Here is a 22848-nt window from a genome sequence, read left to right as displayed (position 1 = left end):
CGAACATCCTAGGCAGTCAGATCCGCTTTTGCTGTGCCCCTGCTCGTCAGCCACAGCAAGTACGGGCCAGTCAGGGCGGCGATTCCGGCCGACACGGCGAGTGCGGCAAGCGCCACGTCCAAACGGAAGACGGCCACGGTCGCTTCGTCGATGTACCGGCCGATACCCGCGTTCGTGACGGCGATAGCGACGCGACCGATTCCGATGCCGATCACACCGCCGGCGAGAGTGATGACCCCGGTCTGGGAAATGATAACGAGTACTCTGCTGTGGGCGCTGAATCCGAGGGCCGAGAGCGTCACCCAGAGTCGGCGGTCGCGGCGGATCTCTAACCCGATCGTCGTCGCGACGAACAGTGAGCCCACGACGAGCGAGACGACTAGACCGGCGCCGCCGACGGCGAGCGCGAGGTCAGCGTCGGAGCCGACACCGGCCGTGGACGACCGCGTGACGACTTCGGTCCGCTCGTAGATGGTTTCGAGGTCGTCTCGGACGGCAGTGGAATCCGCAGCGACGACCATCTGATCCGCGGGATCTCGGTCCGTGTCGCCCGTGATCGCCTGAAGCTCGGAGAGGTGGACCAGTGCGACCGGGACGCTGTCGAACCCCGGCGTACTGCCAGCGCTGACGTTAATTACGGTCATTCGCCTCGGTTCCCGCCCGGGTCCGTCGGGAGCCCCGAACAGCACCGTCTCGTCGGCGCTCGTCTCGAGCAGCTGGGCGGTCCCAGACGAGATGACCATCTCGTTCGTTTTCGGGCCGCCGTACGTCCCGTTCGCGTAGTGGGGGTCACCGGGAGTCAACGGCGCGGCGCTGAGCCCGCCGGCCGTCAACTCTGGGTGCGCAACGACGCCGAACACGAGAACGTACTCGGTGGTGTTCCCACGGGACAGCTCCGCGAGCGTGACCGCGACGGGCGACGCGTACCGAACGTCATCCCTCGCGCCGAGTTGGGCCGCTACGTCATGGACACCCCCTAACTGTGGTCCGCCAACGGACACTGGCAGGGTGGCGCTGGATTCGGATTCGGGGACGATCCAGTAGTCGGCGTTCGATCCGACTGCCGCGCTCTCCGTCGCGAGACCGATCCCGACGCTCGCCACGAGGACGAACAACCCGACCGCGAGCGCGACACCGAGCACGGAGTACACGATGCGGCGCGGCGCGGTGTGGCGGAGTCGCCGAACCACCAGCGCCGCCCCGAGTTCGATGCTCCCACGGAAGCGAGTGAGCCGCTCACCCATCGACTCTGCCTCCGTCCCGAAGCGTGATCACCCTGTCCGCGACGTCGAGCGCGTCGCGGTCGTGCGACGCGAGGACGACTGCCGTCTCCTCGGCGGCCGCCTCGGTGAACAGCGAGAGAACTCGATCGCCCGTCGCAGTGTCGAGTTCACCGGTCGGTTCGTCAGCGACGAGCAGCGACGGCTCGGTGATCAGCGCTCTTGCGACAGCGACGCGCTGTTGCTCGCCGCCACTGAGCCGGCGCGGGGTGTGCGTCACACGGTCCCCGAGGCCGACGCGATCGAGCAGCCGTTCAGCCTGTTCGCGCCGCTCCCGCTTCGAGACGCCCCGTTCGACGAGAGGAAGCGCGACGTTCGCCCGCGCGGACAACGACGGGAACAGGTGGAAGCGCTGGAAGACAATGCCGACATCTTCGAGGCGGAGTCGCGTGCGCTCCCGACCGGAGAGGGCGGCGGTGTCCGCCCCGCACACCGACACGGTGCCGCGCGTCGGAACGTCCAGTGCCGCGAGGAGATGTAAGAGGGTCGATTTGCCACTGCCGCTCGGTCCCTCGACACCGACGACCTCGCCGCGCGTGACGGACAACGACACGTCCTCAAGCGCCGTCGTCGTCGGCCGCTCGTCGGCGTCGCGGAAGCGGTCGAACAGCCGCCCGCCGCCCGCGCCGCGATACGTTCTCGTGACTTCTCGACACCGAACGACCGGCTGGGAGTTCGTCGTCCGTGACATGGTTACCGAGCGGGTCGACCGTCAACGCCGGCCCAGCGCCGCCGGACGCGGAGACGGGCAGTCATGCGCCCCCGTAGCGGCGGTAGACAACGACGCCGGCACCCCCGACGAGTCCGAGGGCGACGAAGACGGCGACCTCACCGGTGCCGAGCCCGGTAGCCGCGGGCTCCTCGGTGGCGGGCGGGTCGTCGGTCACGAGGGGATCGTCGGTCGCGTCCGCGGCGGCGGTGTCCTCGGCTTCGCCGTCCGCCGGGGGAGGCGTGTCGTTCGCCTCGGCCGTCGATTCCGTCGGCTCCGGCTCGGGATCGGGGACGCTCACCGTCACGGTCCCAACGGTCGCGTTCCCGAGACGCACGTCGTACTCCCCGGCCGTGGCGCCGAACCGGTGCGCGAACCGGAGCGGCCGTCGCTCGCCGGCGGGGACGCCGACCGTTCGGGTTTCGACCGACCGGTTGTCGAGGCGGAGACTCGCGTTGAACACGCCCGGACCGGTTCCGCGATTCACGACCGTCGCGTTCACCGCGACCGATTCGTTCGCGAGGACCGCACTCCGGTTGAGCGACGTCGCGTCGAGCTCGAACCGCGGCCGCGCGGACCCGCTCTCGGCGGCGACGTACACCGACAGCCCGGGCGAATCGCTCACGAAGTGGAATCCCCGAACGGTCTCGTCGACGAGCCGGGTCGGGAGCTCGTTCCAGCCGTCTGCCTCGAACCGGAAGAGCGCGACCGCGTCGGGATCGATTCCGGCCTCGCCGAGTCGGCGCTCGCTCACGACGAACGAGTAGCTCGCGTTCGAGACGCGCTCGTTCGGCATCGAGTGATTGATCACGACGAAGCCGAGCGGCGGGTCCTGGGAGACGGGCGGAACGGCCGCCTCGTCGAGCGTCGACACCGACAGGTCGCCCGCGACGTCGCGGGTGAAGTTCGCCGTCAGTCCGGTGACGGCGAATCCCTCGTCCGCCAGCTCCGAGTCGCCGACCGGGACGGTCAGCCGAACCGGTCGGCCGGGCGTCGTGCCCGCGAGCGTCACAGCGACCGAACTCGGAGTCAGCGAGACGCTCGACCCGAACGTCGCGTTTTCGAGCTCGGGACGGTCGCGGGCGTCGAAGCCGCCGCCCGAGTCGGCCGCGACCCGGAGCGTTCCCGTCGCCGTTCTGAGCGCCGCCGTCCGGTCGCCGCCGGTCGTGACGACCCACCTGTACGAGCCCTCGGTCCAGTTGCCGCGCGTCGGGACCTCGACGGTCGTCGCTCCGGAGACGTTTCGCTCGGCGACGACCGACGCGTCGAGTCGGGTGCCGTCACCGATGACCGCCGTGTCCGGCCCGCCGGAGGCGGCGCCGGTGCGGGTCGCGAGGAGGTCGACCAGCTCGGTCGGCGTCACCTGCGAGAGCCGACCGTCGCCGTACGCGGTGCCCGCGACCCGCACCGGCCCCGCAACGGCCGTGCGTCCGTTGACCTCGGCGATAGAGTGGCCGATCGTCAGGTTCGGCGAGTCCGACGGGGAGGAGACCCGATCGGCGACCGTCACGCTCGTCAGAGAGTTCACCCACGTCGACTCGTGGTACAAGAGGACGGAGACGTTCGTCCCGTTAGTCTCTGGGGTCACGGTCACGCTCGCGTTCGCCCCGGGTTCGGCCCCGGTGGGCGGGTCGGTGACGGCCGCCCGCTCGCGCTCGACGACCGCGGTGTCGACGCCCACGACCGTGCCGGAGCCGCCGACAGAGAGGTCGCCGTCGACCGCGGAGAAGTTCCCGCCGGTCGCGAGAAACGCGACGTAGTGTCCGGGGCGTTCGAACGAGATGGCCGTGTCGAGGCGCCCCTCCGAATCGACGGTCCCCGCGTCGGCGACGGCGTAGGTCGCGTCGAATCGATCTGTCTCCGGATCGACGAGCGACCCGAGCGCGTCGGGCGAGCCGAGCGTCGGGCGCAGCGAGTCGCTCGCGGAGCTGTTCACCCGTGCGACCACGAGCTGCGCGTTCTCGCCGGCGAACTCGCTCGTTCCGGCACCGGTGACGCTCTCGAACGACGCGTTCGCGGTTCCCGGTCGATACACCGCGGTCGCCGTGCGGCGGGCGTCGATCTGGCCGGTGTTCTCCGGCGCGTACTCGACGGTCACCGCCCCGGTCGGGAGCGTCGTCGCGGCGTCGGCGTCGTCGATCCGGAACGGGAGCGACGCCCGGTCCCAGACCGTGACGTTCTCGGTGAGATTGACCGTGGACACGGCCGCGTCTACACCCGATTCGGTCGCGGACGGCGGGTCGAGGTCGGCGTCGACGGCGGCGGTCCCGACGGCACCGGCCGAGCCGGCGGCCATCGACAGGCACAGCAGCGCGACGAGGACGGACAGCTGTCCGCGTCGGGGTGTGGTCGCGCTCATTACGTCACCTGTCGCTTGTCACTGTCATATGTTTTATGCCTGAACTTCCCGAACACCGACCGTGAGCGGTACCGAGTCGACTCGCGTGACCCGTTGCCATCGGTTCGGCAGACGGGGCCCCAATCACTCCGACAAACGGGGTCCCGGGACGACGCGGTGGCGACCCGGAGGGGATCACTGCCAATCATGAACCGCACGCTACTGATCGGCCTGCTGATAGGCTGTCTCGTCGCCGGCGGGGCGGTGAGCGCAGCGGACCGCGCCGTGACGGTCGACGACGCGATGGAGATCCCCGGGCGAACGGTGACCGTCGGGGGCGAGTCGTACCAGGTGTCGTCGCTCGCACGCGTGCCGCGCGGCGAATCGTTGCGGGCCCGGACGAGCGGCGTCGATGAGACCGGGTACCGGGTGTACCTCCACGACGCCCGCGGCACCGTCGTCGATCAGGGGTACGTCGCGCCCTCGGGCGACGGAACGGTCGTCTTCGACACGTCGACGTACGAGGCCGGCAGCTACGTGCTGTCGCTGTACCACGACGGGACCTACGCCGACCCCCTCCCGGTCGTGGTCCCCGCGTACGACGTCAGCGTCGACACTCCCGCGCCCGGTCTCGACGGCGACGATACCGACACCGTCTCGGTCGAACTCGCCGAGCGAGAGCCCGGACACGCCGTCCGAGGGGTGACGCTCGTCGTCTCGAACGCGACGGCGACGTGGCGGTACCCCGCGTCACGGGTCGACGGAGAGTACGTCGTCGGGCTCAACGAGACGGGGCTCGCGGCCGGGACGTACTCGGTGTACGCGGTGGTCACGAACGGGAACGACGCGCCGGGGCCGACGGACGAGGTGATCGGAATCTCGGACAGTTCCCAGTTCGACGTGGAGCGGGGCTCGTCCGGAACGGAGGAGGGCGAGTCAAGCGGAATCGACGACGAAACCCGGACGGAGAACGCCACGCCGTCGACGAACGCGACGCCGACCGACGAATCGGAGCCGACGGTTATCAGCCCGGACCTGTCGGCGAACAAGACGGCCGGAGAGACGGTGACCGACGACGAGGCGGGCGGAACGCCGTTGGCGCTCCTCTCGCTGGCGGCGATCATCGGCTTCCTCGCGGTTCGAGGACCCGACGAGAGGGAGTGAGCGGCGGCGCGACGGGCACTCACGTCGGTGTCGTCGGGTCCGGCTCGGTCTCCGCCGTCCCGGACTCGCCGTCGATCACCCGTTGGTAGATCGCCTCCGCCCGTTCCGCGACCGCGTCCCAGTCGAACCGCCGCGCGCGCTGGACGGGGTCGACCGGGGGGCCGTCGCCGTCGAGCGCGGTCTCCAGCGTCGCGGCGAGCGCCTCCGCGGTCGGCGCGGTCAGGAAGCCGGCGTCGCCGATCACTTCGTCGGCCGCGGAGTCGGGGTGGTCGGCGGCGACGACCGAACAGTCGGCGGCCATCGCCTCCGCGAACGTGAGGCCGAACCCCTCGCGCGTGCTCGGCGAGGCGAACACGTCGGCCGCGCGCATGTGGCCCAACACGTCCTCGTACTCGTCGAGGAAGCCGAGGAACTCCACCGCATCCGCGTTCGCCAGCGACTCGCACTGGGATTCGAGCCGCTCTGTCTCCGGGCCGTCGCCGATGACTCCGAGCGTCAGGTCGCGCCCCTCGCACACCTGATCGAACGCCTCCAAGAGGAGGTCGACGTTCTTATGTTCGATGAGCCGCCCCGCGAAGAGCACGTCGTACCCCTCGGCGGGGCGCGGCGCCGTCCGTATCTGCTCGGTGTCGATGCCGTTCGGGACGACCGCGACGTCGTCGCGGCCGGGCCCGATCGCGGCGAGCCGGTCCGCCGTGATCCCCGAGATGGCGACCGGGTGCTGCGGCGTCCGCGCCGTCACGCGCTCGCTCACCTTGCCGAAGACGGCCAGCGAGCCGAGGTACTCCTCCCAGTAGTCGCCCCACACCTCGTGCCACGTCGTGACGAGCGGGGTGTCCGTGCCGAGGGCCGCGAGTTTCGTCGAGAGGACGGGGAAATACGGGAAGACGCTGGCGACGACCACGTCGTGCTCGTCGTCTCGAAGTCGCCTCCGGAGCGGGGGAAGCGCCCGCGCGGCGAAGTCGAGGGCCTCCGTGATCGACCGCCGGTCGTCGCTGTACAGGTCCGCTTCGGGGGCGACCGCACGGAGCGTCATGCCGCTGTCGGTGATCTCCGACGGGCCGTCCCAGAAGTGGCGTCCGTAGACCGTCACGTCGTGGCCCCGGTCCGCCAGCCGAGACCCGATCTCATGGATTCGCTTCTCGGCGCCGCCGGTGACGTACGGGTACACGACGTTCGAGACGAAGGCGACACGCATCGGTTCCGAGGTGTGGCTCGGCCGTTATGACCTTTCCGTCCGCCGCGGCGAGCCCGCTGGCTCCGAGTCAGGGGGACCACCGGCGAACGACGCGGGCCACACGAACGTCGAACCGAACGACTGATCCGAAGGCAACAAACATTTCGCTTTGAGAGTAAACGCAGACAGACTCGACGAATAGCCGTCTCTATTCGAAACGAATGGGTTAGAATATCCTATTTTCCTTCTGTGTGTCGATGTTTATTTTTCACGAATGGACACGGGGCGCTCATAAATTATAACTTGATCATTTACATCTGTAGAAGCGTAATAGTTAAATTGACTACCTTATCCGATTCACACCCCTTTACACCGGTATAGATGTAATGTACAACCGTGAGGATCGTTGGCAGTAGTCAGATATTATACCAATGTGAACGGGAACGAGCGTCCCGTCGGGCACGTAACAAATATACTCCCGCGTATGCTTCTCGAAACCGATGCGCAAGGATCGCCCGAACGTCGTGTTACTGACTGCCGACGCGCTCCGCGCGGACCACCTCGGGTGTTACGGCTACGGCCGCGACACCTCGCCGGTGCTCGACGAGTTTGCGGACGAGAGCCTCCAGTTCATGAACGCGTACAGCGCGAGCTCGCACACCCGCGAAGCGGTGCCGGCGCTTTTGACCGGGGAGTACCCGGACGTCGCCATCGGGTCTGACTACCGACTCGCGACCGAGACAGTCGCCTCGAAGCTCTCCCAAGCGGGGTACGCGACCGCGGGGTTTCACTCGAACCCGTTCGTCTCGCGGGCGTACGGCTTCGACCAGGGGTTCGACACGTTCGACGACGACCTCCATCTCGGCCAGCACAAGCTCATCGCGCTCGCACAGCGCGCCATCGACAAGCTGCGAAACCGCCATTACGCGCGGGCCGACGAGATCAACGAGCGGTCGTTGGCGTGGCTCGACGGACAGTCCGACGACGAGCCGGTGTTCCTGTGGAACCACTACATGGACACCCACGGACCGTACGAACCCCCCGGCGAGTACGCGACCCTGTACGCGGACCGCGAGCTGAGCGGACGCGAGGCCCAGTCGCTGTACCAGCGCGCGATCGACGACCCCGAGTCGATCACGGACGACGAGCGCGAGCTGTTGATCGATCTGTACGACGCCGAGATCCGGTACAACGACAAGCACATCGGGGCGTTCCTCGACGCGCTACGTGACCGGGACCTCCTCGAGGACTCCGTCGTGATCGTGTCGGCCGACCACGGGGACGCGTTCGGCGAACACGGCTACTACGAACACCCGCGCTACCTCCACGACGAGACCACCCGCGTGCCGCTGTTCGTGCGGCTGCCGGACGGGTCGAGCGAGACCGTCGAGACGCCCGCGAGCACGCTCGACATCGTCGCGACGATCGAGGGGATGCTCGGCGACGAGCCGGCGTTCTCGCTGCTACAGCCGCCAGACGAGGACCGTCAGGTGTTCTCGCAGGCGCGCGGCGAAGACGAACACAGTCACCTCCGGCGCTACGCCCTTCGGACACGCGAGGAGACGTGTTTCTGCGAGCGGGACACGGAGACCGGCGCGATCGAGTTCACCGAGTCGACGGATCCGTCGCTGCGCTCGGCGCTGGAGGCGCACGTCGAGGAACGGGTACGCGTCGAGAACGGGACCGACGCGGACGAGGGCACGGGTGTCGGCGAAGACGAGGACGCCGACGGCGACGAGGTGGGCGAGGAGATCGAACAGCGGCTCGACGCGCTGGGGTACAAATAGCCGCGATGGGCAACGCCAGCGCACCGAGGTTTATAATCGACCGACCGGATTGGATTACTGAACACGACCCACTCACCGATGACAGATATCACCATTTCGGACGAGCTCGCGGACAGGATTGACGCGCGCGTCGACCAGACCGACTTCGAGAGCCCGGCGGAGTACGCCGAGTTCGTGCTCTCGGAGGTGGTGACGCGCGTCGAACGAGACGGCGGCAGCGACGAGTCCGCGGAGACGTCCCGTGAGGGCGTCGAAGACCGGCTCCAGTCGCTCGGCTACCTGGAGGAGTGACCGTGGCCGACGACCAGCGGAACATCGTGATGGTGACGGCCGACAGCCTGCGCGCCGACCACTGCGGCTTCGTGGATTCGGAATCGTCGCTCACGCCGACCATCGACCGGCTCGCCGAGGAGGGCGTGTCGTACTCGGAGGCGATCGCGCCCGGGCCGCGGACGCCGTCCTCGGTTCCGGTGTTGTTCACGGGCGAGTTCATGACCGACGACGACGAGTGGTCGATGGCCGACTGGCAGGGCCGACAGTCGCGCATCGGCCGCCACATGGAGCGGTTCACGCACGTGAGCGAACGCCTCCAGCGACGCGGGTACGAGACGGCGACGTTCACCACGAACCCGTGGACGACGCGCGAGAGCAGCTTCCACCACGGGTTCGACGACTTCAACGAGATCAGCGCGGACAGCCCCGATGTCGACTCCAAACACCTCTCCGACTCCACGCTGTTCACGATCGCCGACGGCGGGCTGAAATCGCTGCCCGGCGACCCAGGGGGATGGAGTTCGAAGAAGGAGTGGTTCTCGCAGTGGACGGGGTACTTCGACCTGATCGAAGACCGAATCGAGTCGCTGTCGGAGCCGTTCTTCCTCTGGGTGTTCATCCTCGACTCGCATCAGCCGTACATCACGCCGCGGGCGTACCGCGAGGAGTCCGCCGCGTGGGAGATGTACTACTCGATCCTGCGGTACTGGTACGGCGAGACGAACGACGCGGCGCTCCCGGACCGGGCGGGCGAGCTGATCGGGCAGGCCTACCGCGACGCGGTCCGGTCCGTGGACGGCTTCGTGGACGCGTTAACTGGCGCGGTCGAACCGTCCGACCCCGTCACGGTGTTCTTCTCGGACCACGGTGAGGCGCTCGGCGAACACGGGAACTTCGGCCACGAACAGACGCTGTACGAGGAGAACCTCCGCGTACCGCTGTTCGTCCACAACGCCGGGGGTTCCGGAACGATCGACGAACAGCTCCCCTTGCGGTCGCTGCCGGAACTGCTGTGTGACCTCACCGAGACGACGTCGTTCGATCCGGCGGCTCACACCCGGCAGTTCGTCGTCTCACACACGGAGAACAACGCGACGCGGTCGGTCCGTACCTCGCGGTGGAAGCTCGTCAGCGACGGCGAGACGGCGCGGCTGTTCGACCTCCAGGGCGACCCCGACGAGACGACGGACGTCACGGAGTCGTATCCCGAGGTGGCCGCGTCGCTCGCCGACGTGCTCGCGGGCCACGACGCGACCCAGACGGAGAAGGCGCACATCGGCGACGCGACGGCCGAGGTGGTCTCGGGCGAGGCCGACCTATGAGCGAGGCGCTGCGGGTGTGTTTCGTCACGAAGATGTACCCACCGCGGACCGGTGGGGGCGCGACGTACGCGTACGAACTCGCGAACGCGCTCGGCGAACTCGGCCACGAGGTGGACGTGTACACGCAGTCGGTCCCCGGCGAGGACGACGACGTGGCCACCCACCCGAACGTGACCGTCACGCGGATCACGAAGGCGCGGCCGCTGGTCGTGTTCTCGACGCTGTACTTTTCGATTGCGTGCCGCCGACGGATCGATTTCGAGGAGTACGACGTGATCCACGGGACGTTGATGCCCGCGTCGACGATCGCGCTCGGGCCGTGGCTGCTCGACGCGGTGGACGCGCCGCTGGTGTTGACGAGCCACGGCACGTCCTACGACGAGGCGCGCTCGGTCGACCCGCAGAGCCCGCCCGACTACCTGTTCAAGTACGTGTTCCACCCGATCAACGTCGCCATGGACGCGGTGGCCGGGCGGTTCGCCGACCACATCATCGGTGTCAGCGACCACACGCGCGAGCAGCTGCGCGACCTGTATCGGTTCGACGCGGACGACCTGACGACCGTGCCCCCCGGTATCGACGCCGACCGGTTTCGGCCGACCGACGAGGTCCATCCCGCGGTCGACACCGATCGCGAATCGATCTTGGTGTTGAGTCGGTTGGATCCGCGGAAGGGAATCGACAAGGCGATCCGGGCGTTCGCGCGGCTTGAGCGAGAGGACGCCGAACTGTTGATCGCGGGCACTGGACGACTAGAAGATTCGCTGCGGGAGTTGGCGGCGGAGCTCGGGGTGAGCGACGACGTGCGGTTTCTCGGGTTCGTCGAGGACGAGGAGTTACCGTCGCTGTACTCGTCCGTCGACCTGTTCGTGTTGCCCTCGGAGTACGAGGGGTTCGGCATCGTGTTCATGGAGGCGATGGCGTGTGAAACGCCCGTGATCGGGACCGACGTCGGAGGGGTTCCGACCGCGGTCGACGACGGCGAGACCGGCTATCTGGTGCCGAAAGACGGGATTCGGGAGTTGGCTTCGCGGATGGACGAACTGCTCGGGGAGCCGGGCGAGTACGAGCGGATGGCACAGGAGTCGCGGACGTGGGCCGTCGACCACGACTGGACGGCGATCGCAGAGCGGGTGAGTCGAGTATACGCCGGAAGTCGGTAGGTAGAGAATTGTATCGTCGTTTTAGCTGTTATAGTGTATTTTGTCTTGGCCCGTCGTGTAGACGGTATTCGATTCAGTGTATGACGGTAATGGTTCGTAATCATAAAAGATGAACCCGATGAGCCTTCTTGTGTTCATCCCTGTGACAGTTTCCGGCTCGGAGAGATAAACGTATTCTCCGGAGGATTCTGCGGTACTACTCATTCGTGTGAACCGAATGTTCGCGATGCGGTCTCCCTCATAGAATTGCGGAATGAACTTACCAAGTCGCGTCGTCTGAACGGTTGCTCTATCCGAAAGGTGTCCCAGCATAAAATTCGACGCGACGATACTGTTTCGCGACGATGACCCGGCGTAGTAGGCGAACTGTTCTAAGATTGAGCCGCTGTCGACGATTCGCTCCCCATCAATAGTCGGCTGGGGTGAAACGTCGTGTTTCACCGTCGCAGAGGCGAACCCGGACGTCACTAGGAAGAACGCGATCATAAGTGCGATCGCAGGCTTCGATCCAACCCGTTTGAGTCGCATCGATCGAAGAACCAAGACCGGAAACGGTGCAACGATGACCATCACAAGCGCAAAAGTGCGGCCAGCGCTCAGTACTTGCGGGCCGAATGAGAGCGGGAAAAAGAGGAACATTCCGAACGCAAGGTGAATGTAGTTTGAATCCTTCAAAAGATCCTTTGATAATCCGGGGAATACGTTTTGGTCTATCCAGTGCTGAATATCGAACAGGAATGGGATCCCGTGACCGAAATATCGGAGATAAACGAGGCTGATTCCAATAGAGGTGAATACACCAAGTAAGAGGTGCCCAATAAACATAACCTCGTAGGAACCTGAAGGCATTCCGAATGCGCCTCCAGTTGACGCTGTTGCGAGTTCTATCGAGCGAACCGCAGTACTCGATTGTGTGAAAAATAGCGAACCAGATATTTGCGAATATAATGAGTTTGCAATGAAATTGAAGGTTCCATTTGTTAGAAACGCATACCAGACAATAATAAGTGTACTAAACAAGGCAACTCTCGAGAGCCAAAGCTGTGATGGACGTTTACTTTCAAGTGTGACTGACGCCATGACGTTCAGTAGGTACGCCACACCAAGCGCGAACACAACTAAAGGACCGATTCCGTAGTGAGAGGTGATAACGCCCCAAAAGAAGCTTATAATAAGTAGCCGACGGAGTCGCTGGGGAATATTTGTATCGAGGATGGCTAAGAGCAAGAACGCGGTGAAGAAGATTGCAGCACCAGTGCGGGTGTTCCGACTGATAATCTGGTAAGTCCGAGGGAGAAAGATATATACTGTCGCACTTAGGAAGGCGACATCTTTCGAAAAGTAGCGTGAAGCGAGGACGTAGGTCACAATCGGAACTGCGGCAAACAGTATCGGATGTGCGAGTTTGAACGTCCACAACAGACTAGTGTCCATTAACAACGAGTAAGCGGGTTGTAGCACACCGATACGAGGCATAGCGTCCTTAGCCGCGCCGGGTACCCAGTACCCATTGCGGAGAACCGCATTCGCGATCTCGTACTCTGCCAGCCCGTCTCCAAGCCCAAGATACGTCGTGGTTACCGTGTTCTGGAGAAGAAGCGCAAGGGAGATGGACGCGATGGCCGCCGAATAATACGTACCGCACTTGTCGAAGTGATACACGAACACCGGAACGAAAGCGACGAGGACGATTGTCAGTAGGGCAAATTCGTTGAACGCGTACCGGTTAATCAACATCGCACCGATGACAGCAAACACTGGAACGAGTGCCAAAACCAACAGGATTCGAGCATCGTATTCCGAAAACTGGTCGAGAAGCGAGTGAGACTTATTTGGTTCCGAGGCTGACCACACGAAACCCGTTAAAATGGTAGAGGCTCCAACGTATAGTAACGACATCGTTGGCTGAGAAAACGGAACTATATTTATAGAGAAACCGAGGTAAGCCGCGTTAGCCACGGAGCCAACAAGCATCGAGAATGCTACGCTGAATCCTATCGCATATAAGAAGCCTGTGAGCGTGAACTCGTCAAACGCATGGCTCAACAAGAGGAACCCAGGAATGAACGAGAGAATCAAGAACCCAGAAATAGCCTGAACAACCGAGAATCCCGGTATTTCCACTGGGAGGAGAGTCAGGAGATGTATACTAAGAATGAACAACGAGACTCTAACTGCCCCGGGCATCGTCGATGGACTGATCCACGCAGTCGGTATATCGGATATCTGGCGAGTACTCATAATGACGTACTGCTATCTCGTAGACGCACGACTTGTGGGTATAATTAACTTACGTCGATATCGTGCGGTTTTGTCTGTTCTCGATCCGCATTATTTGTCTTGCTCTCTTTGATCGCGTCCTTCAGCTTTGCTTCAAAATCGGTTTGATCACCATCAGTTGCCAGCATCGTGTTTTCGATCGAGCGGACCGCCGGGATAGAGTCGTACGCGACAATTGTCGTTCCGAAGCGATTCGCCTCCGAGAGGGGAAGTCCCCATCCCTCGGAGAGCGAGCACGTCGCATATACGTTGCTTCGCTCATAGAAGCCAGCGAGGATCTCGTCTTCGACGAAGCCGGTAAGAATAACGTCTTCGCTCGCCTTCTCACGAACAGTGTCACCGTATTCGTCCATATTCTCTTTTCCGACTAACACGAGCTTGTAGCCATCACAGCCGTTCTTAATCCTCTCGAAGGACTCAACGAGCTTATCGATACTTTTTCGCGGAGTAATTCGTCCGACGTGTAACACAACAGTATCGTCCGGAGAGATATCGTATCGGGTCTCGATCGTCTCCCGAGATGCGACCTCTGAGAACCGAGATTCGGGGATACTGTTCGGGACGTATATCGGGTCTCGACCGGTCTTCGACGCAATGTACGACTGTGACGCCTCGCTGACTGCACAGAGGTAGTCCGCTTTGCTGACAGTGAAGTGAGCGGTTTCCAGGTGGTGTTGTAGCTTCGCCCAGATCTTCGCGACGCCATCGAAGAGGTCTTCTGAGGATTGTGACGGGTGTGACCAGAACACATATGTCGTTTCGTCTTGCGTCCGTGCCGAAAAAAAACTCAGTACGGAGAACGGAAAGCGATGAGAGATGATGAGATCGACATCATTCATCCGAGATACAAATCGCCATCCACTCGGCGTCAGCGGTACGAGTAATTTGTCTACTTCCTTGTATGGCGTCGTCTCAAAACGACCGATCGTGTGGAGTGTAACATTTTCAGGGGGATCTTTGTCTCCGATCAGTGTATTGATCTCCACGTCGAATCCGTTTCCTGCGAGTTCGGTCGCCTGCTGTTCGATCACTCGTGCAACGCCACCGGTGTCTGTGTAGGACGTCCCACAGATCGCAACAGAATTGATGTCTCTCGGGAGATCCTCGACAAAGTCAGTAACAGAATCGTACTGTTCTTTCATTGTTGGGATAGGTATTGGAATTCAGCGACCCCGAATATTAAATAATTTCTCATAAGAGAACATCAGTTTCCTCATTTGTATTCCATCAATTAAAATAATAATACCTATAGATTCAGTCGATCACATCGGGTTTGAGTGAAAGTGTCTGCTTGGGAAGGGTGTGAAAACTACCGAAGCAGACAGCGAGATAGAAGAAGAGCACCTGCTTAATTTTGTCGTCAACAGCCTCAACGAAGAACTTGGGATAGATCTCGACGAGAACGTCAAAGTCACGACAGAGACGTTGTACGAGGTCCTCGCCGGCGCCAGCGCCGGCGGGACCTCGATCAATCACGTCTGCGAAACGACCGAGGACTCGCCACACGCCAACACCGTCCGAGGACATCTCACCGAGCAGTTCGAACTTGATTCCGTAGAGGCGGTTGGGGACACGCTACTTCAACGAGATACGCTTGAGACGCTTCCAGATCGACCGGTGGAGGTCTGTGCAGACCTCCACCTCGACCCCTACTACGGCGATGAAGACGAAACGGAAGCGCTGTACTTCTCACAGGCGAAACGGGGAACCACGACGTTTCACGCGTACGCGACGCTGTACGCGCAGGTACGCAACAAGCGGTATACGCTGGCGGTTCGCCAGCTGGTCGCTGGCGACACCACCAGCGACGTCCTTGGTGAGTTTCTCGAGCTCCTCGACGGCCTTGACCTCGGCGTCAAGGCCGTCTATCTCGATCGCGGATTCTACAACAGCACCTGTCTTGGGCTGTTGTCCACGCACAACTACGCCTACGTGATGCCGATCGTCAAGTGGGGTGAAACGATCCAAGACGAACTCAGCAGAGGCTGGAGCCGCGAGATCGAACACGATCTCGCCGGCAAGGTAACGTTCCCTGTGTTCATCGACTGCGTCTACCAACAGGGACGATACGACGAACACGGGGTGGCGCGTCACGGCTACGCCGCTGACGCGCCGTTTATCGACACGCCACGGGATGCCCGAGAGCACTACAGCAAGCGCTTCGGCATCGAGTCGAGCTACCGATTAGCCAAGCAGAGCCTCGCATTCACCAGTTCTCAGGACGCTGGGCTACGGCTGGTGATGTTTGTGGTGAGCCTACTGCTCCAGAATAGCTGGCGGTATCTACACTGGCGGTACGTGGCGGCGCCCCGCCGCGGGGGGCGCCGCCTCTGGCAGTGGTCGTTCACGGAGTTCTGTGAGATGGTGCTGCGGGCCGCTTGGACAGCGCTTGGTGTACGTAGGTCCATTCCAGCGAACCAGCCACTCGACAACCGGTTCTTCCGGTAGCTGTCCACCGATTTAGATAGCGGTCGTGAGTGGCGGCACTGTCGCGTCGGCGGCAGTGCGCCGCCGACAGCGACGGTCCATCCTGAAGATCACACTCACTAGCGCTTCAAAGACGCTCCACGACCAGTTCCATCTGATTCATCGCCATCAGACGAGATTACGCGGCTGTCGATGTGATCGACTGAGATTGGATTCCTCTGACTGTCGCTGGATATTCCCCAGATATAAATAACAAGTTAGCTCACACTATAGAATGATGAGTTCCTCACGCGAGATTATTCTTTTCACCCCGACTCTCAACGCAGCAGGAGGTATAGAGCGAAACACCGTGAACCTTGCAAATACGCTATCTGAATATGTAGATGTCGTAGTTCTCACTCCAGAGGACGAGGCAAGTGGACCACTGACGAGTGATCTCTCTCCAGACATCCTAGTCGAAGAGCTCTCTTTACCGATGAGAAGAGGATTAGGAGTTCTGGCGACGATTCCAAGCCTCATACAATATTTTAATTTGAACGAACCCGACGCAATTATATCTGGTTTAAGACACGCCAATCTTGCCGTTCAAATAGCACTGAGAAGAGTCTCCAAGGACATTCCGTTAATCCTTACATTCCATAACGACGCGAACAGGCTAACTCAAGAACGAGATAGATTTAGAAGATACCGGTCAGGTGCTATTTTTAGAGGCGTATCTTTGTTACGTGAAGATAGTGAACACTGGGTTGGTGTATCTAAAGGAGTTTCAAAAAGTATTGTAGATCAAACAGGTATTCCACCAGAGTCAGTGACTACAATTTATAATCCAGTCGTGACTGACAAATTGATTAACTCGAGGTTTGATCCACCAGAGCATCCGTGGCTTACTGCGGAAACTGAGGTACCGGTAGTGCTTGGAGCAAAACCACAGCCACAAAAAAATCTTACATTACTGCTTGAAGCAGTTGCGTTATCAGACTATGACCTTCGGGTCATAATCGTAGGTCAAGGTAGTCAAACCACTGAACTGGAACACAAGGCAGAAAATCTGGGTATACAAGATAATGTCGATATTGTAGGTCTAGTTGATGAAATCTACCCGTATCTGTATCATGCCGATGTTTTTGCGTTAACAAGCAAGTGGGAGGGACTTTCAAATATTCTGATCGAAGCCATGGCATGCGGAACGCAAGTCGTTTCGACAGATTGTCCCAGCGGGCCTAGCGAGATCTTACACAGTGGCGAGATTGGCTATCTAGTCAAAGAAGGAGACACTGAAGCAGTTACAGAAGGATTGGAGAAGGCTCTGGATGATCCTTACGATTCAGATGTTCTTCGAGATCGAGCACAGGATTTCACAGATGTCACGTCATCAAGACAATATCTCAAGTTGCTCGATGAATAATTGATTATACTAAATTTAATTCTGCTATCTGTAGAGAATAAAATATGGGAGATCCCGGCAAGCTATATTTCATTGATAAGATTATTAAATTCTTTGGCGAATCTGTCTTTTCGTGAATCAGGATCAAATGCTGAACCAATTTCTTTAGCTTGTTTCGAAAAAGAGCTCTTCTTTTCTAGATCCTGGTTGAACCACCAGCAAATTTTGTCAGCTATGTAATCTGGGTCCGGTTTGGTGACAAACTCTTTCGATATTTTTTCCACCTCTGACTTTGTCCCAGTTGTTTCAGTGACGATAGCCGGGGTAGCGGACCTAAGTGACTCAAGCACAGTTACAGGAAAAGCATCTACCCGGGACGGACGAACATAGAGACCACTTTTTTTGTACTCAGCAGCCAAGTCACTGACATACCCCAGCACTTCTACGCCACTTACCGATTGATATTCTGTTGGATGTCCATCACCAATAATACGTAGTTCGGCTCCCGGATACTGGGTATGAACCTCTTTCCAAGCTTCAACAAGCAGATCCACTCCCTTATAATCCGCAGAACGGCCAACAGTAGTTACAATTTTGGAATCAGGAGTTGGTGCTAGCTCTCCCAAGTCATCAAATAGCGGTTGCTGGATATACGGATGCGCAACGCGAATAGGGATACTTCCTTTTAATATACGATTAAGGTAATCTTTCATAAAGTTTGACACAGATATTATCCCATCAACACTGTACCTCAAAATACGACTAATCGCAGGTAGCCCATAGTTTCCGATAATAGATTTTATTCGAGTATAAAACGAGTGAATATTCACCTGACTTTCAATTAATTGGTAAAGTCGGTGTTCTGCACATAAGTATATAAGTGAGGCTCCGGACCGAGCTTTACCAATCAGTCCTGCATAGAGAGGACGTGCTCCCTCTGCTATGAGGACATCATATCCATCTATTTGGCTACCTTTTCGAAATTCACTAATGAACGATTCGAGTGAGTGAGGAGACACACCAGTTGTTGAACAGCTGACAAGGTCTGCATTTATCGAGTCTGCAAAACCCTTGTGAGCTGGATGAATATTATCTCCTAAATGGAGGATTGCTACGTCCATGATGCCTACTAATCTGGTATAAGCCTATATGAAACTGATGTCTTATTAGTTGGTAGTGTCACACGAGAATTAAAAAAATGAGGTTGGCCCTTTTCAAAGTGGTCTGTACCCGAAACCACCACCTCAGCAGCTATTTAGACGAGATCATCCTAATTTATGCGGGAGAAGCAACACCGAAGTAGAAACTACCGACGACTGGCTTAGGTCGTTCAGGTTCGTATGGAACTAGCTTATCTGAACACTACCGGCGACATCGCTAATTAGATTCAGTACATCACAAAGCCGCTTAGTTGAGACGTCTGCTTGCTGAAGGTGTGTCTACAACCCAGCAAGCAGACGGTGAAATCCACGAGGACCAGCTTCTTAACTTCCTCGTCAACGCTCTTGACGAGGAAGTCGCCCTCACACTCGCTGAAAACGCCGAGATCGATGCTGAAGACATCTACGAGGTCCTCGTCGGCGCGTGCGCCGACGGGACCTCGGTCTCAACGCTCTGTGAGAAAAGTGAAGATGCTCCCCACGAAAATTCGGTTCTCTACCATCTCCGCACCAAGTTCGATCTTGAGACGCTCGAACAAGTCGGAAACGCGCTCCTTCAGAAGGACGTTCTCGACGTCCTTCCCCAACAGGTGGAAGTCGTTTCGGACCTCCACCTGCGGCCCTACTACGGCGATGAAGATGGGACAGACGGCCTGTATCACTCACAAGCGAAGCGTGGAACAACTGCGTTCCATGCCTACGCGACACTCTACGCGCGTGTGAAGAACAAACGCTACACGCTGGCGGTGCGCCGTCTCGAAGACGGCGACACCGCCAGCAGTGTCCTCGCAGAGTTTCTCGGCATCCTCGACGGCCTTGACCTCGAAGTCAAGGCCGTCTTTCTTGACCGCGAATTCTACGACAGTAAGTGTTTGACGCTGCTTCAGGCACACAACTACGCCTACGTCATGCCGATCGTCCGCTGGGGACAGACGATCAAGCAAGAACTCTCGGAAGGCTGGAGTCGCGTGATTCAACACGACATGACGGTGAAACTCGACGGTCACAGCTGGACCGTCGAGTTTCCCGTCTACATCGACTGTACGTACCAGAACGGACGGTACGACGAACATGGGGTGGCGCGTCACGGCTACGCCGCTGACGCGCCGTTCATCGACTCACCACGAGACGCTCGATACCACTACGCGAAACGCTTCGGTATCGAGGCCAGCTACCGACTCTCCGAGCAAAGTATTGCGACGACTTCAACACAAAATCCGGTCGTACGGCTTCTGTACGTCGTGGTGAGCTTGTTGTTACAGAACGTCTGGTGGTATTTACACTGGGAGTACGTGGCGACGCCCCGCCGTGGGGGGCGTCGCCTCTGGAAGTGGTCGTTCAAGGAGTTCATCAATATGATTCAACGGGCAGCGTGGACGGCCCTCGCGACGCGTCGGGCCGTCCCCGCAAACCGACCACCAGACGACCGGTTTACCCGCTAATCTCCGACCGAGTTAGCCTTCGCCAGGAGTGGCGACGCTGTCGCGTCGGCGGCAGCCGCCGCCGACAGCGACAGCTCTCCGTCGGTTCGTCAACGATCTTCTCGTCAAGACCACCCAGCACAACCGCTCCGCCACAGAACTCAGGCTTCAGAAACAGCTAGCCGAGGATGTTTTGTGAGGTACTGAGATTGCTATCAAAACATCGACGCAGGTTCTCACTCCATCATACTGATCTTAAAATCGCGAAACAACTTTCTACTAATAATGTGATATACAAATTTATTCATAAAATAAAGTATCTAATTGAACAGGTAAACATAATAATAAAATTGAATATAGCGAGTAAAAGTTTTATAACACGCTTAGATACTCTTAGCCTTGCTTGAGGATCAGCACTTCACCCACGTCCAGTCAGTTGGGACAGAGCTATCGAAATATATCTTACCCCTCAGAGGTACTTTAACTGGGCTTCCATATAATATTGTATTGTTCTGATCGTTATATATGTTGTGGACAGAAGCTCCGGAGCCATTATGATAAACAAGGCAATCGGTATAATTAGGATTCTTTATTGATTCCCCTGTATTTGAAGGCAGAGCAGGAGTATCAGCAGCGTTAGGATATATACTTGGTTCTATAATTCGTGGAGCAACCTCTGATCGGCTTCCTGAGACTGTTACCGAGGTATTAATAGGTACTTTTAAATATGAATCAGGAGAGGTATGTGCATTTACTTCAACCTCCCAACTACCGGATCCGTCTGATTCAATATATATACCCGCGACACCTTGATCTATTGTCAGATGCTCTCCACGGACATTTCTCATATATATAGCGCGTGGACTTCCTGTCTCTGTTAAAGATGTTCGTGCGGTACGGTATTGGGTATCAGCTATTCCTTCACAATAAGGGCTATTCATATTAATATCACCACAGGATCCGTCAATAAGACACATAGCAACGCTTCTGGGAGCATTCTCATTATATTCGGAATTGTTTAGTTTGAACTCTGGCTGGTTCATATCTACATTATTTATCTGACATAACCATAAGAGCGTATAGTTAGTTTCCCCACTGCCAGACCTAAAAGTACATCTGTCTACTCTTACCAAGTTACCTCCAGACAGAATTAATGGAGAATCAGTCATTACCGTATTATTTGTAAGACCTATATCCGGATCTGTTTCAATAGAAGTTATTGAATTAAAATAACACCGTTCAAAATAACCGAAAAACGGCTTGCCCAATTCACACAACATATCAGTACTACATTCAACCATGGTGAAAAATGGGCAAGATTTAGGCAGGTTAACGGCTGGACCACTATTTTCGTTCCCAGTGATATATAGGTTCTCTAATGTAAGCCGATGTAACTGGGCATCAGCATCGCTCCCAGTAATTACGGGTGTTTGTCCATCTTTTGCCTTATCTTCAATTATTGTCTGTTGATCACTGACACCCTTTATTGTTAATCCTCGATTATACCAGTCAGCCTCATCATCTCGTGGGATGACTACATTTTCTTTAATATTCTCTGCTACCCAAATGGTGGACGATTTACCTTTGGCGGCATCATCAATAGCAACCTGTAATGAATCGTACCCAGCATCAATTGAGGGAGATACAATTCGGGGGCCGTTGTTCTGAATTTGTTTCGTCGATACAGTATCTGTCTGTAACTGACCAACGCGTCGATCAGCGAGCACCCATGCGTCTCCATTACCAAAGTATACCGCGCCAGAATCAGTCGCTTCGTATTTCGTCCCGATTTCGGGCTCAAAATCTCCTTTATTTGTTTCTTTTCCACGGACCTCTACATCAATATCAAGCTTCTCAAAGTTTTTGTTCAGTGGGATATGCCAATTTTCTACACCCTCAGAAGGTGTGTTGTATTCGTGGTTAGGAGTGTTTGTCATACTCTACCGAGTCATTAATCATATGTGTATATAATTTTGTCTATAAGAAAAAATAAATAATTGCTAGTATAGCGCAGCGGAGGACATTTAATATCTCCCTCAAATATTACTATTATATGCATGACCCTACCGTATCGGTGGTGACACCAAGTTACGACCGACCAGAGTTTATTTTATCTGCTGTTAAAACAGTCAAAAGCCAGACGTACAGCAATATAGAGCATATCATCGTCGACGACTGCTCACCGAGGCCAGTGTCGGATGTTTTGTCGACAGACCGATCTGATATCATTGTTCATAGGCACGACACGAATCAAGGTGCGAATGCCGCTAGAAACACAGGTATTGATTTTGCCAGCGGAAAGTACATCGCGTTTCTCGACGATGATGATGAGTGGGAGCCAGAAAAAATTGAGAGACAAGTAGACACTGCGAAAAGAACCGGTGCTGGAGCGGTATATACTGGTATCAAACAAGAATTAGATGGCGAAATATTCGCCACACAAACACCAGATCTTAACGGGGATATTACGAAAGACCTACTCACAGGAACACCACTCAACTCGACGTCAACGGTCTTGTTCCGCGCAGACGTGTTCGACCAAGCCGGAACGTTCGACGAAGAACTTCCGATAAATCAGGACTGGGAGTTCTACATCCGAACGTCGACGGTCACCAACTTCGCAGCGATTCCGGAACCACTCGTTACTCGCCATCATCATGGTTCACAGATCAGCGATGACTATATAGGAAAGCGAGACGTAACCGTCCCGAGAATGCTTGAGAAACATCTCGACCTTGCTGCCCGGTATGGGGTTGATCGAGAATTCAGATCAATCCTACAGTTTTCGCTCGGGGCAACGGCCGTCCGAAGCGGACACTGGCAAGCTGCCCGGCGCCACTATTTCCGTTCACTGGTTCACTCTCCCTCTCGAACAACAGTAATCCGGTTATTAGCATTGCTATTTGGTCGTTGGTCATACCTCCCAGCACAGAAACTGAGACGAACTTTTATTCAATAATACT

The 22848-nt window shown here is 58.1% G+C and carries 17 protein-coding genes; 9 read left to right on the top strand and 8 right to left on the bottom strand.

Annotated features, from left to right (window positions below; genetic code table 11):
- Positions 1-8: 8 nt before the first annotated feature.
- The 3 genes from EXE41_RS06425 to EXE41_RS06415 all read right to left on the bottom strand — a co-directional run bounded on the left by EXE41_RS06425 (position 9) and on the right by EXE41_RS06415 (position 4348).
- The gene (locus tag EXE41_RS06425) at positions 9-1244 is read right to left on the bottom strand and encodes an ABC transporter permease (RefSeq protein ID WP_137690575.1); all 1236 of its coding nucleotides are present in this window, start codon (positions 1242-1244) and stop codon (positions 9-11) included.
- Positions 1237-1971, bottom strand: coding sequence for an ABC transporter ATP-binding protein (locus EXE41_RS06420; protein WP_137690574.1), 735 nt, complete (start codon positions 1969-1971; stop codon positions 1237-1239). Before EXE41_RS06420 ends, EXE41_RS06425 begins: the two co-directional genes overlap by 8 nt.
- Positions 1972-2032: 61 nt before the next feature.
- Positions 2033-4348, bottom strand: a complete 2316-nt coding sequence (locus tag EXE41_RS06415; RefSeq protein WP_137690573.1) for a PGF-pre-PGF domain-containing protein — start codon at positions 4346-4348, stop codon at positions 2033-2035.
- Positions 4349-4534: 186 nt separating this feature from the next.
- Here EXE41_RS06415 and EXE41_RS06410 point away from each other — a divergent pair, with 186 nt between their 5' ends.
- Complete coding sequence (locus tag EXE41_RS06410; RefSeq protein WP_137690572.1) at positions 4535-5491, top strand: hypothetical protein; 957 nt, start codon at positions 4535-4537, stop codon at positions 5489-5491.
- A gap of 19 nt (positions 5492-5510) precedes the next feature.
- Here the strand turns inward: EXE41_RS06410 and EXE41_RS06405 are convergent, their stop codons facing one another.
- Positions 5511-6689: a glycosyltransferase family 4 protein gene (locus EXE41_RS06405; protein WP_137690571.1), complete on the bottom strand. Its 1179-nt coding sequence runs from the start codon at positions 6687-6689 to the stop codon at positions 5511-5513.
- 479 nt (positions 6690-7168) lie between these two features.
- On the opposite strand from EXE41_RS06405, the gene EXE41_RS06400 reads away from it, so the two are divergent.
- From EXE41_RS06400 to EXE41_RS06385, 4 genes are all read left to right on the top strand, one after another.
- Entirely contained in the window at positions 7169-8455 is a 1287-nt protein-coding gene (locus EXE41_RS06400) for a sulfatase (protein WP_137690570.1), read from the top strand.
- A 78-nt stretch (positions 8456-8533) separates the two neighbouring features.
- Positions 8534-8746 (top strand): hypothetical protein, encoded by a 213-nt coding sequence (locus EXE41_RS06395; protein ID WP_137690569.1) that lies wholly within the window; start codon positions 8534-8536, stop codon positions 8744-8746.
- Positions 8747-8748: 2 nt separating this feature from the next.
- Complete coding sequence (locus EXE41_RS06390) at positions 8749-10050, top strand: sulfatase-like hydrolase/transferase (protein WP_241987199.1); 1302 nt, start codon at positions 8749-8751, stop codon at positions 10048-10050.
- Positions 10047-11213: a glycosyltransferase family 4 protein gene (locus tag EXE41_RS06385; protein WP_241987198.1), complete on the top strand. Its 1167-nt coding sequence runs from the start codon at positions 10047-10049 to the stop codon at positions 11211-11213. The genes EXE41_RS06390 and EXE41_RS06385 overlap by 4 nt, the downstream gene beginning before the upstream one ends.
- A 21-nt stretch (positions 11214-11234) precedes the next feature.
- Here the strand turns inward: EXE41_RS06385 and EXE41_RS06380 are convergent, their stop codons facing one another.
- Positions 11235-13400, bottom strand: coding sequence for a DUF2206 domain-containing protein (locus tag EXE41_RS06380; RefSeq protein WP_158294396.1), 2166 nt, complete (start codon positions 13398-13400; stop codon positions 11235-11237).
- A 98-nt stretch (positions 13401-13498) separates the two neighbouring features.
- Entirely contained in the window at positions 13499-14635 is a 1137-nt protein-coding gene (locus EXE41_RS06375) for a glycosyltransferase family 4 protein (RefSeq protein WP_137690566.1), read from the bottom strand.
- A gap of 160 nt (positions 14636-14795) precedes the next feature.
- Here EXE41_RS06375 and EXE41_RS06370 point away from each other — a divergent pair, with 160 nt between their 5' ends.
- Together EXE41_RS06370 and EXE41_RS06360 are read left to right on the top strand one after the other, a co-directional pair.
- A complete protein-coding gene (locus EXE41_RS06370) occupies positions 14796-15941 on the top strand; it encodes an ISH3 family transposase (protein WP_137690565.1) in 1146 nt (381 codons plus the stop codon).
- 256 nt (positions 15942-16197) lie between these two features.
- Positions 16198-17325 (top strand): glycosyltransferase, encoded by a 1128-nt coding sequence (locus EXE41_RS06360; RefSeq protein ID WP_158294395.1) that lies wholly within the window; start codon positions 16198-16200, stop codon positions 17323-17325.
- A gap of 62 nt (positions 17326-17387) precedes the next feature.
- Here EXE41_RS06360 and EXE41_RS06355 read toward each other — a convergent pair whose 3' ends face one another.
- Complete coding sequence (locus tag EXE41_RS06355) at positions 17388-18425, bottom strand: glycosyltransferase family 4 protein (RefSeq protein WP_137690563.1); 1038 nt, start codon at positions 18423-18425, stop codon at positions 17388-17390.
- Positions 18426-18739: 314 nt separating this feature from the next.
- Between EXE41_RS06355 and EXE41_RS06350 the strand changes: the two genes are divergently transcribed.
- Positions 18740-19906, top strand: coding sequence for an ISH3-like element ISH3B family transposase (locus EXE41_RS06350; RefSeq protein ID WP_137690562.1), 1167 nt, complete (start codon positions 18740-18742; stop codon positions 19904-19906).
- Positions 19907-20295: 389 nt separating this feature from the next.
- On the opposite strand, the gene EXE41_RS06345 is transcribed toward EXE41_RS06350, so the two are convergent.
- Positions 20296-21822, bottom strand: coding sequence for a hypothetical protein (locus tag EXE41_RS06345; RefSeq protein WP_137690561.1), 1527 nt, complete (start codon positions 21820-21822; stop codon positions 20296-20298).
- Between the two features lie 116 nt (positions 21823-21938).
- Between EXE41_RS06345 and EXE41_RS06340 the strand changes: the two genes are divergently transcribed.
- The gene (locus EXE41_RS06340) at positions 21939-22844 is read left to right on the top strand and encodes a glycosyltransferase family 2 protein (RefSeq protein ID WP_137690560.1); all 906 of its coding nucleotides are present in this window, start codon (positions 21939-21941) and stop codon (positions 22842-22844) included.
- The last annotated feature ends 4 nt before the right edge of the window (positions 22845-22848 follow it).

This window comes from Halorubrum sp. SD690R (assembly GCF_005435035.1).
In the GTDB taxonomy this organism is placed as follows: Archaea; Halobacteriota; Halobacteria; order Halobacteriales; family Haloferacaceae; genus Halorubrum; species Halorubrum ezzemoulense.
This window is presented reverse-complemented; position numbering and strand designations above follow the sequence as displayed.

Coding starts and splice junctions, on each gene's coding strand:
- EXE41_RS06425 (WP_137690575.1), bottom strand. CDS start 1,244: ATGGGTGAGCGGCTCACTCGCTTCCGTGGGAGCATCGAACTCGGGGCG.
- EXE41_RS06420 (WP_137690574.1), bottom strand. CDS start 1,971: ATGTCACGGACGACGAACTCCCAGCCGGTCGTTCGGTGTCGAGAAGTC.
- EXE41_RS06415 (WP_137690573.1), bottom strand. CDS start 4,348: ATGAGCGCGACCACACCCCGACGCGGACAGCTGTCCGTCCTCGTCGCG.
- EXE41_RS06410 (WP_137690572.1), top strand. CDS start 4,535: ATGAACCGCACGCTACTGATCGGCCTGCTGATAGGCTGTCTCGTCGCC.
- EXE41_RS06405 (WP_137690571.1), bottom strand. CDS start 6,689: ATGCGTGTCGCCTTCGTCTCGAACGTCGTGTACCCGTACGTCACCGGC.
- EXE41_RS06400 (WP_137690570.1), top strand. CDS start 7,169: ATGCGCAAGGATCGCCCGAACGTCGTGTTACTGACTGCCGACGCGCTC.
- EXE41_RS06395 (WP_137690569.1), top strand. CDS start 8,534: ATGACAGATATCACCATTTCGGACGAGCTCGCGGACAGGATTGACGCG.
- EXE41_RS06385 (WP_241987198.1), top strand. CDS start 10,047: ATGAGCGAGGCGCTGCGGGTGTGTTTCGTCACGAAGATGTACCCACCG.
- EXE41_RS06380 (WP_158294396.1), bottom strand. CDS start 13,400: ATGCCCGGGGCAGTTAGAGTCTCGTTGTTCATTCTTAGTATACATCTC.
- EXE41_RS06375 (WP_137690566.1), bottom strand. CDS start 14,635: ATGAAAGAACAGTACGATTCTGTTACTGACTTTGTCGAGGATCTCCCG.
- EXE41_RS06360 (WP_158294395.1), top strand. CDS start 16,198: ATGAGTTCCTCACGCGAGATTATTCTTTTCACCCCGACTCTCAACGCA.
- EXE41_RS06355 (WP_137690563.1), bottom strand. CDS start 18,425: ATGGACGTAGCAATCCTCCATTTAGGAGATAATATTCATCCAGCTCAC.
- EXE41_RS06345 (WP_137690561.1), bottom strand. CDS start 21,822: ATGACAAACACTCCTAACCACGAATACAACACACCTTCTGAGGGTGTA.
- EXE41_RS06340 (WP_137690560.1), top strand. CDS start 21,939: ATGCATGACCCTACCGTATCGGTGGTGACACCAAGTTACGACCGACCA.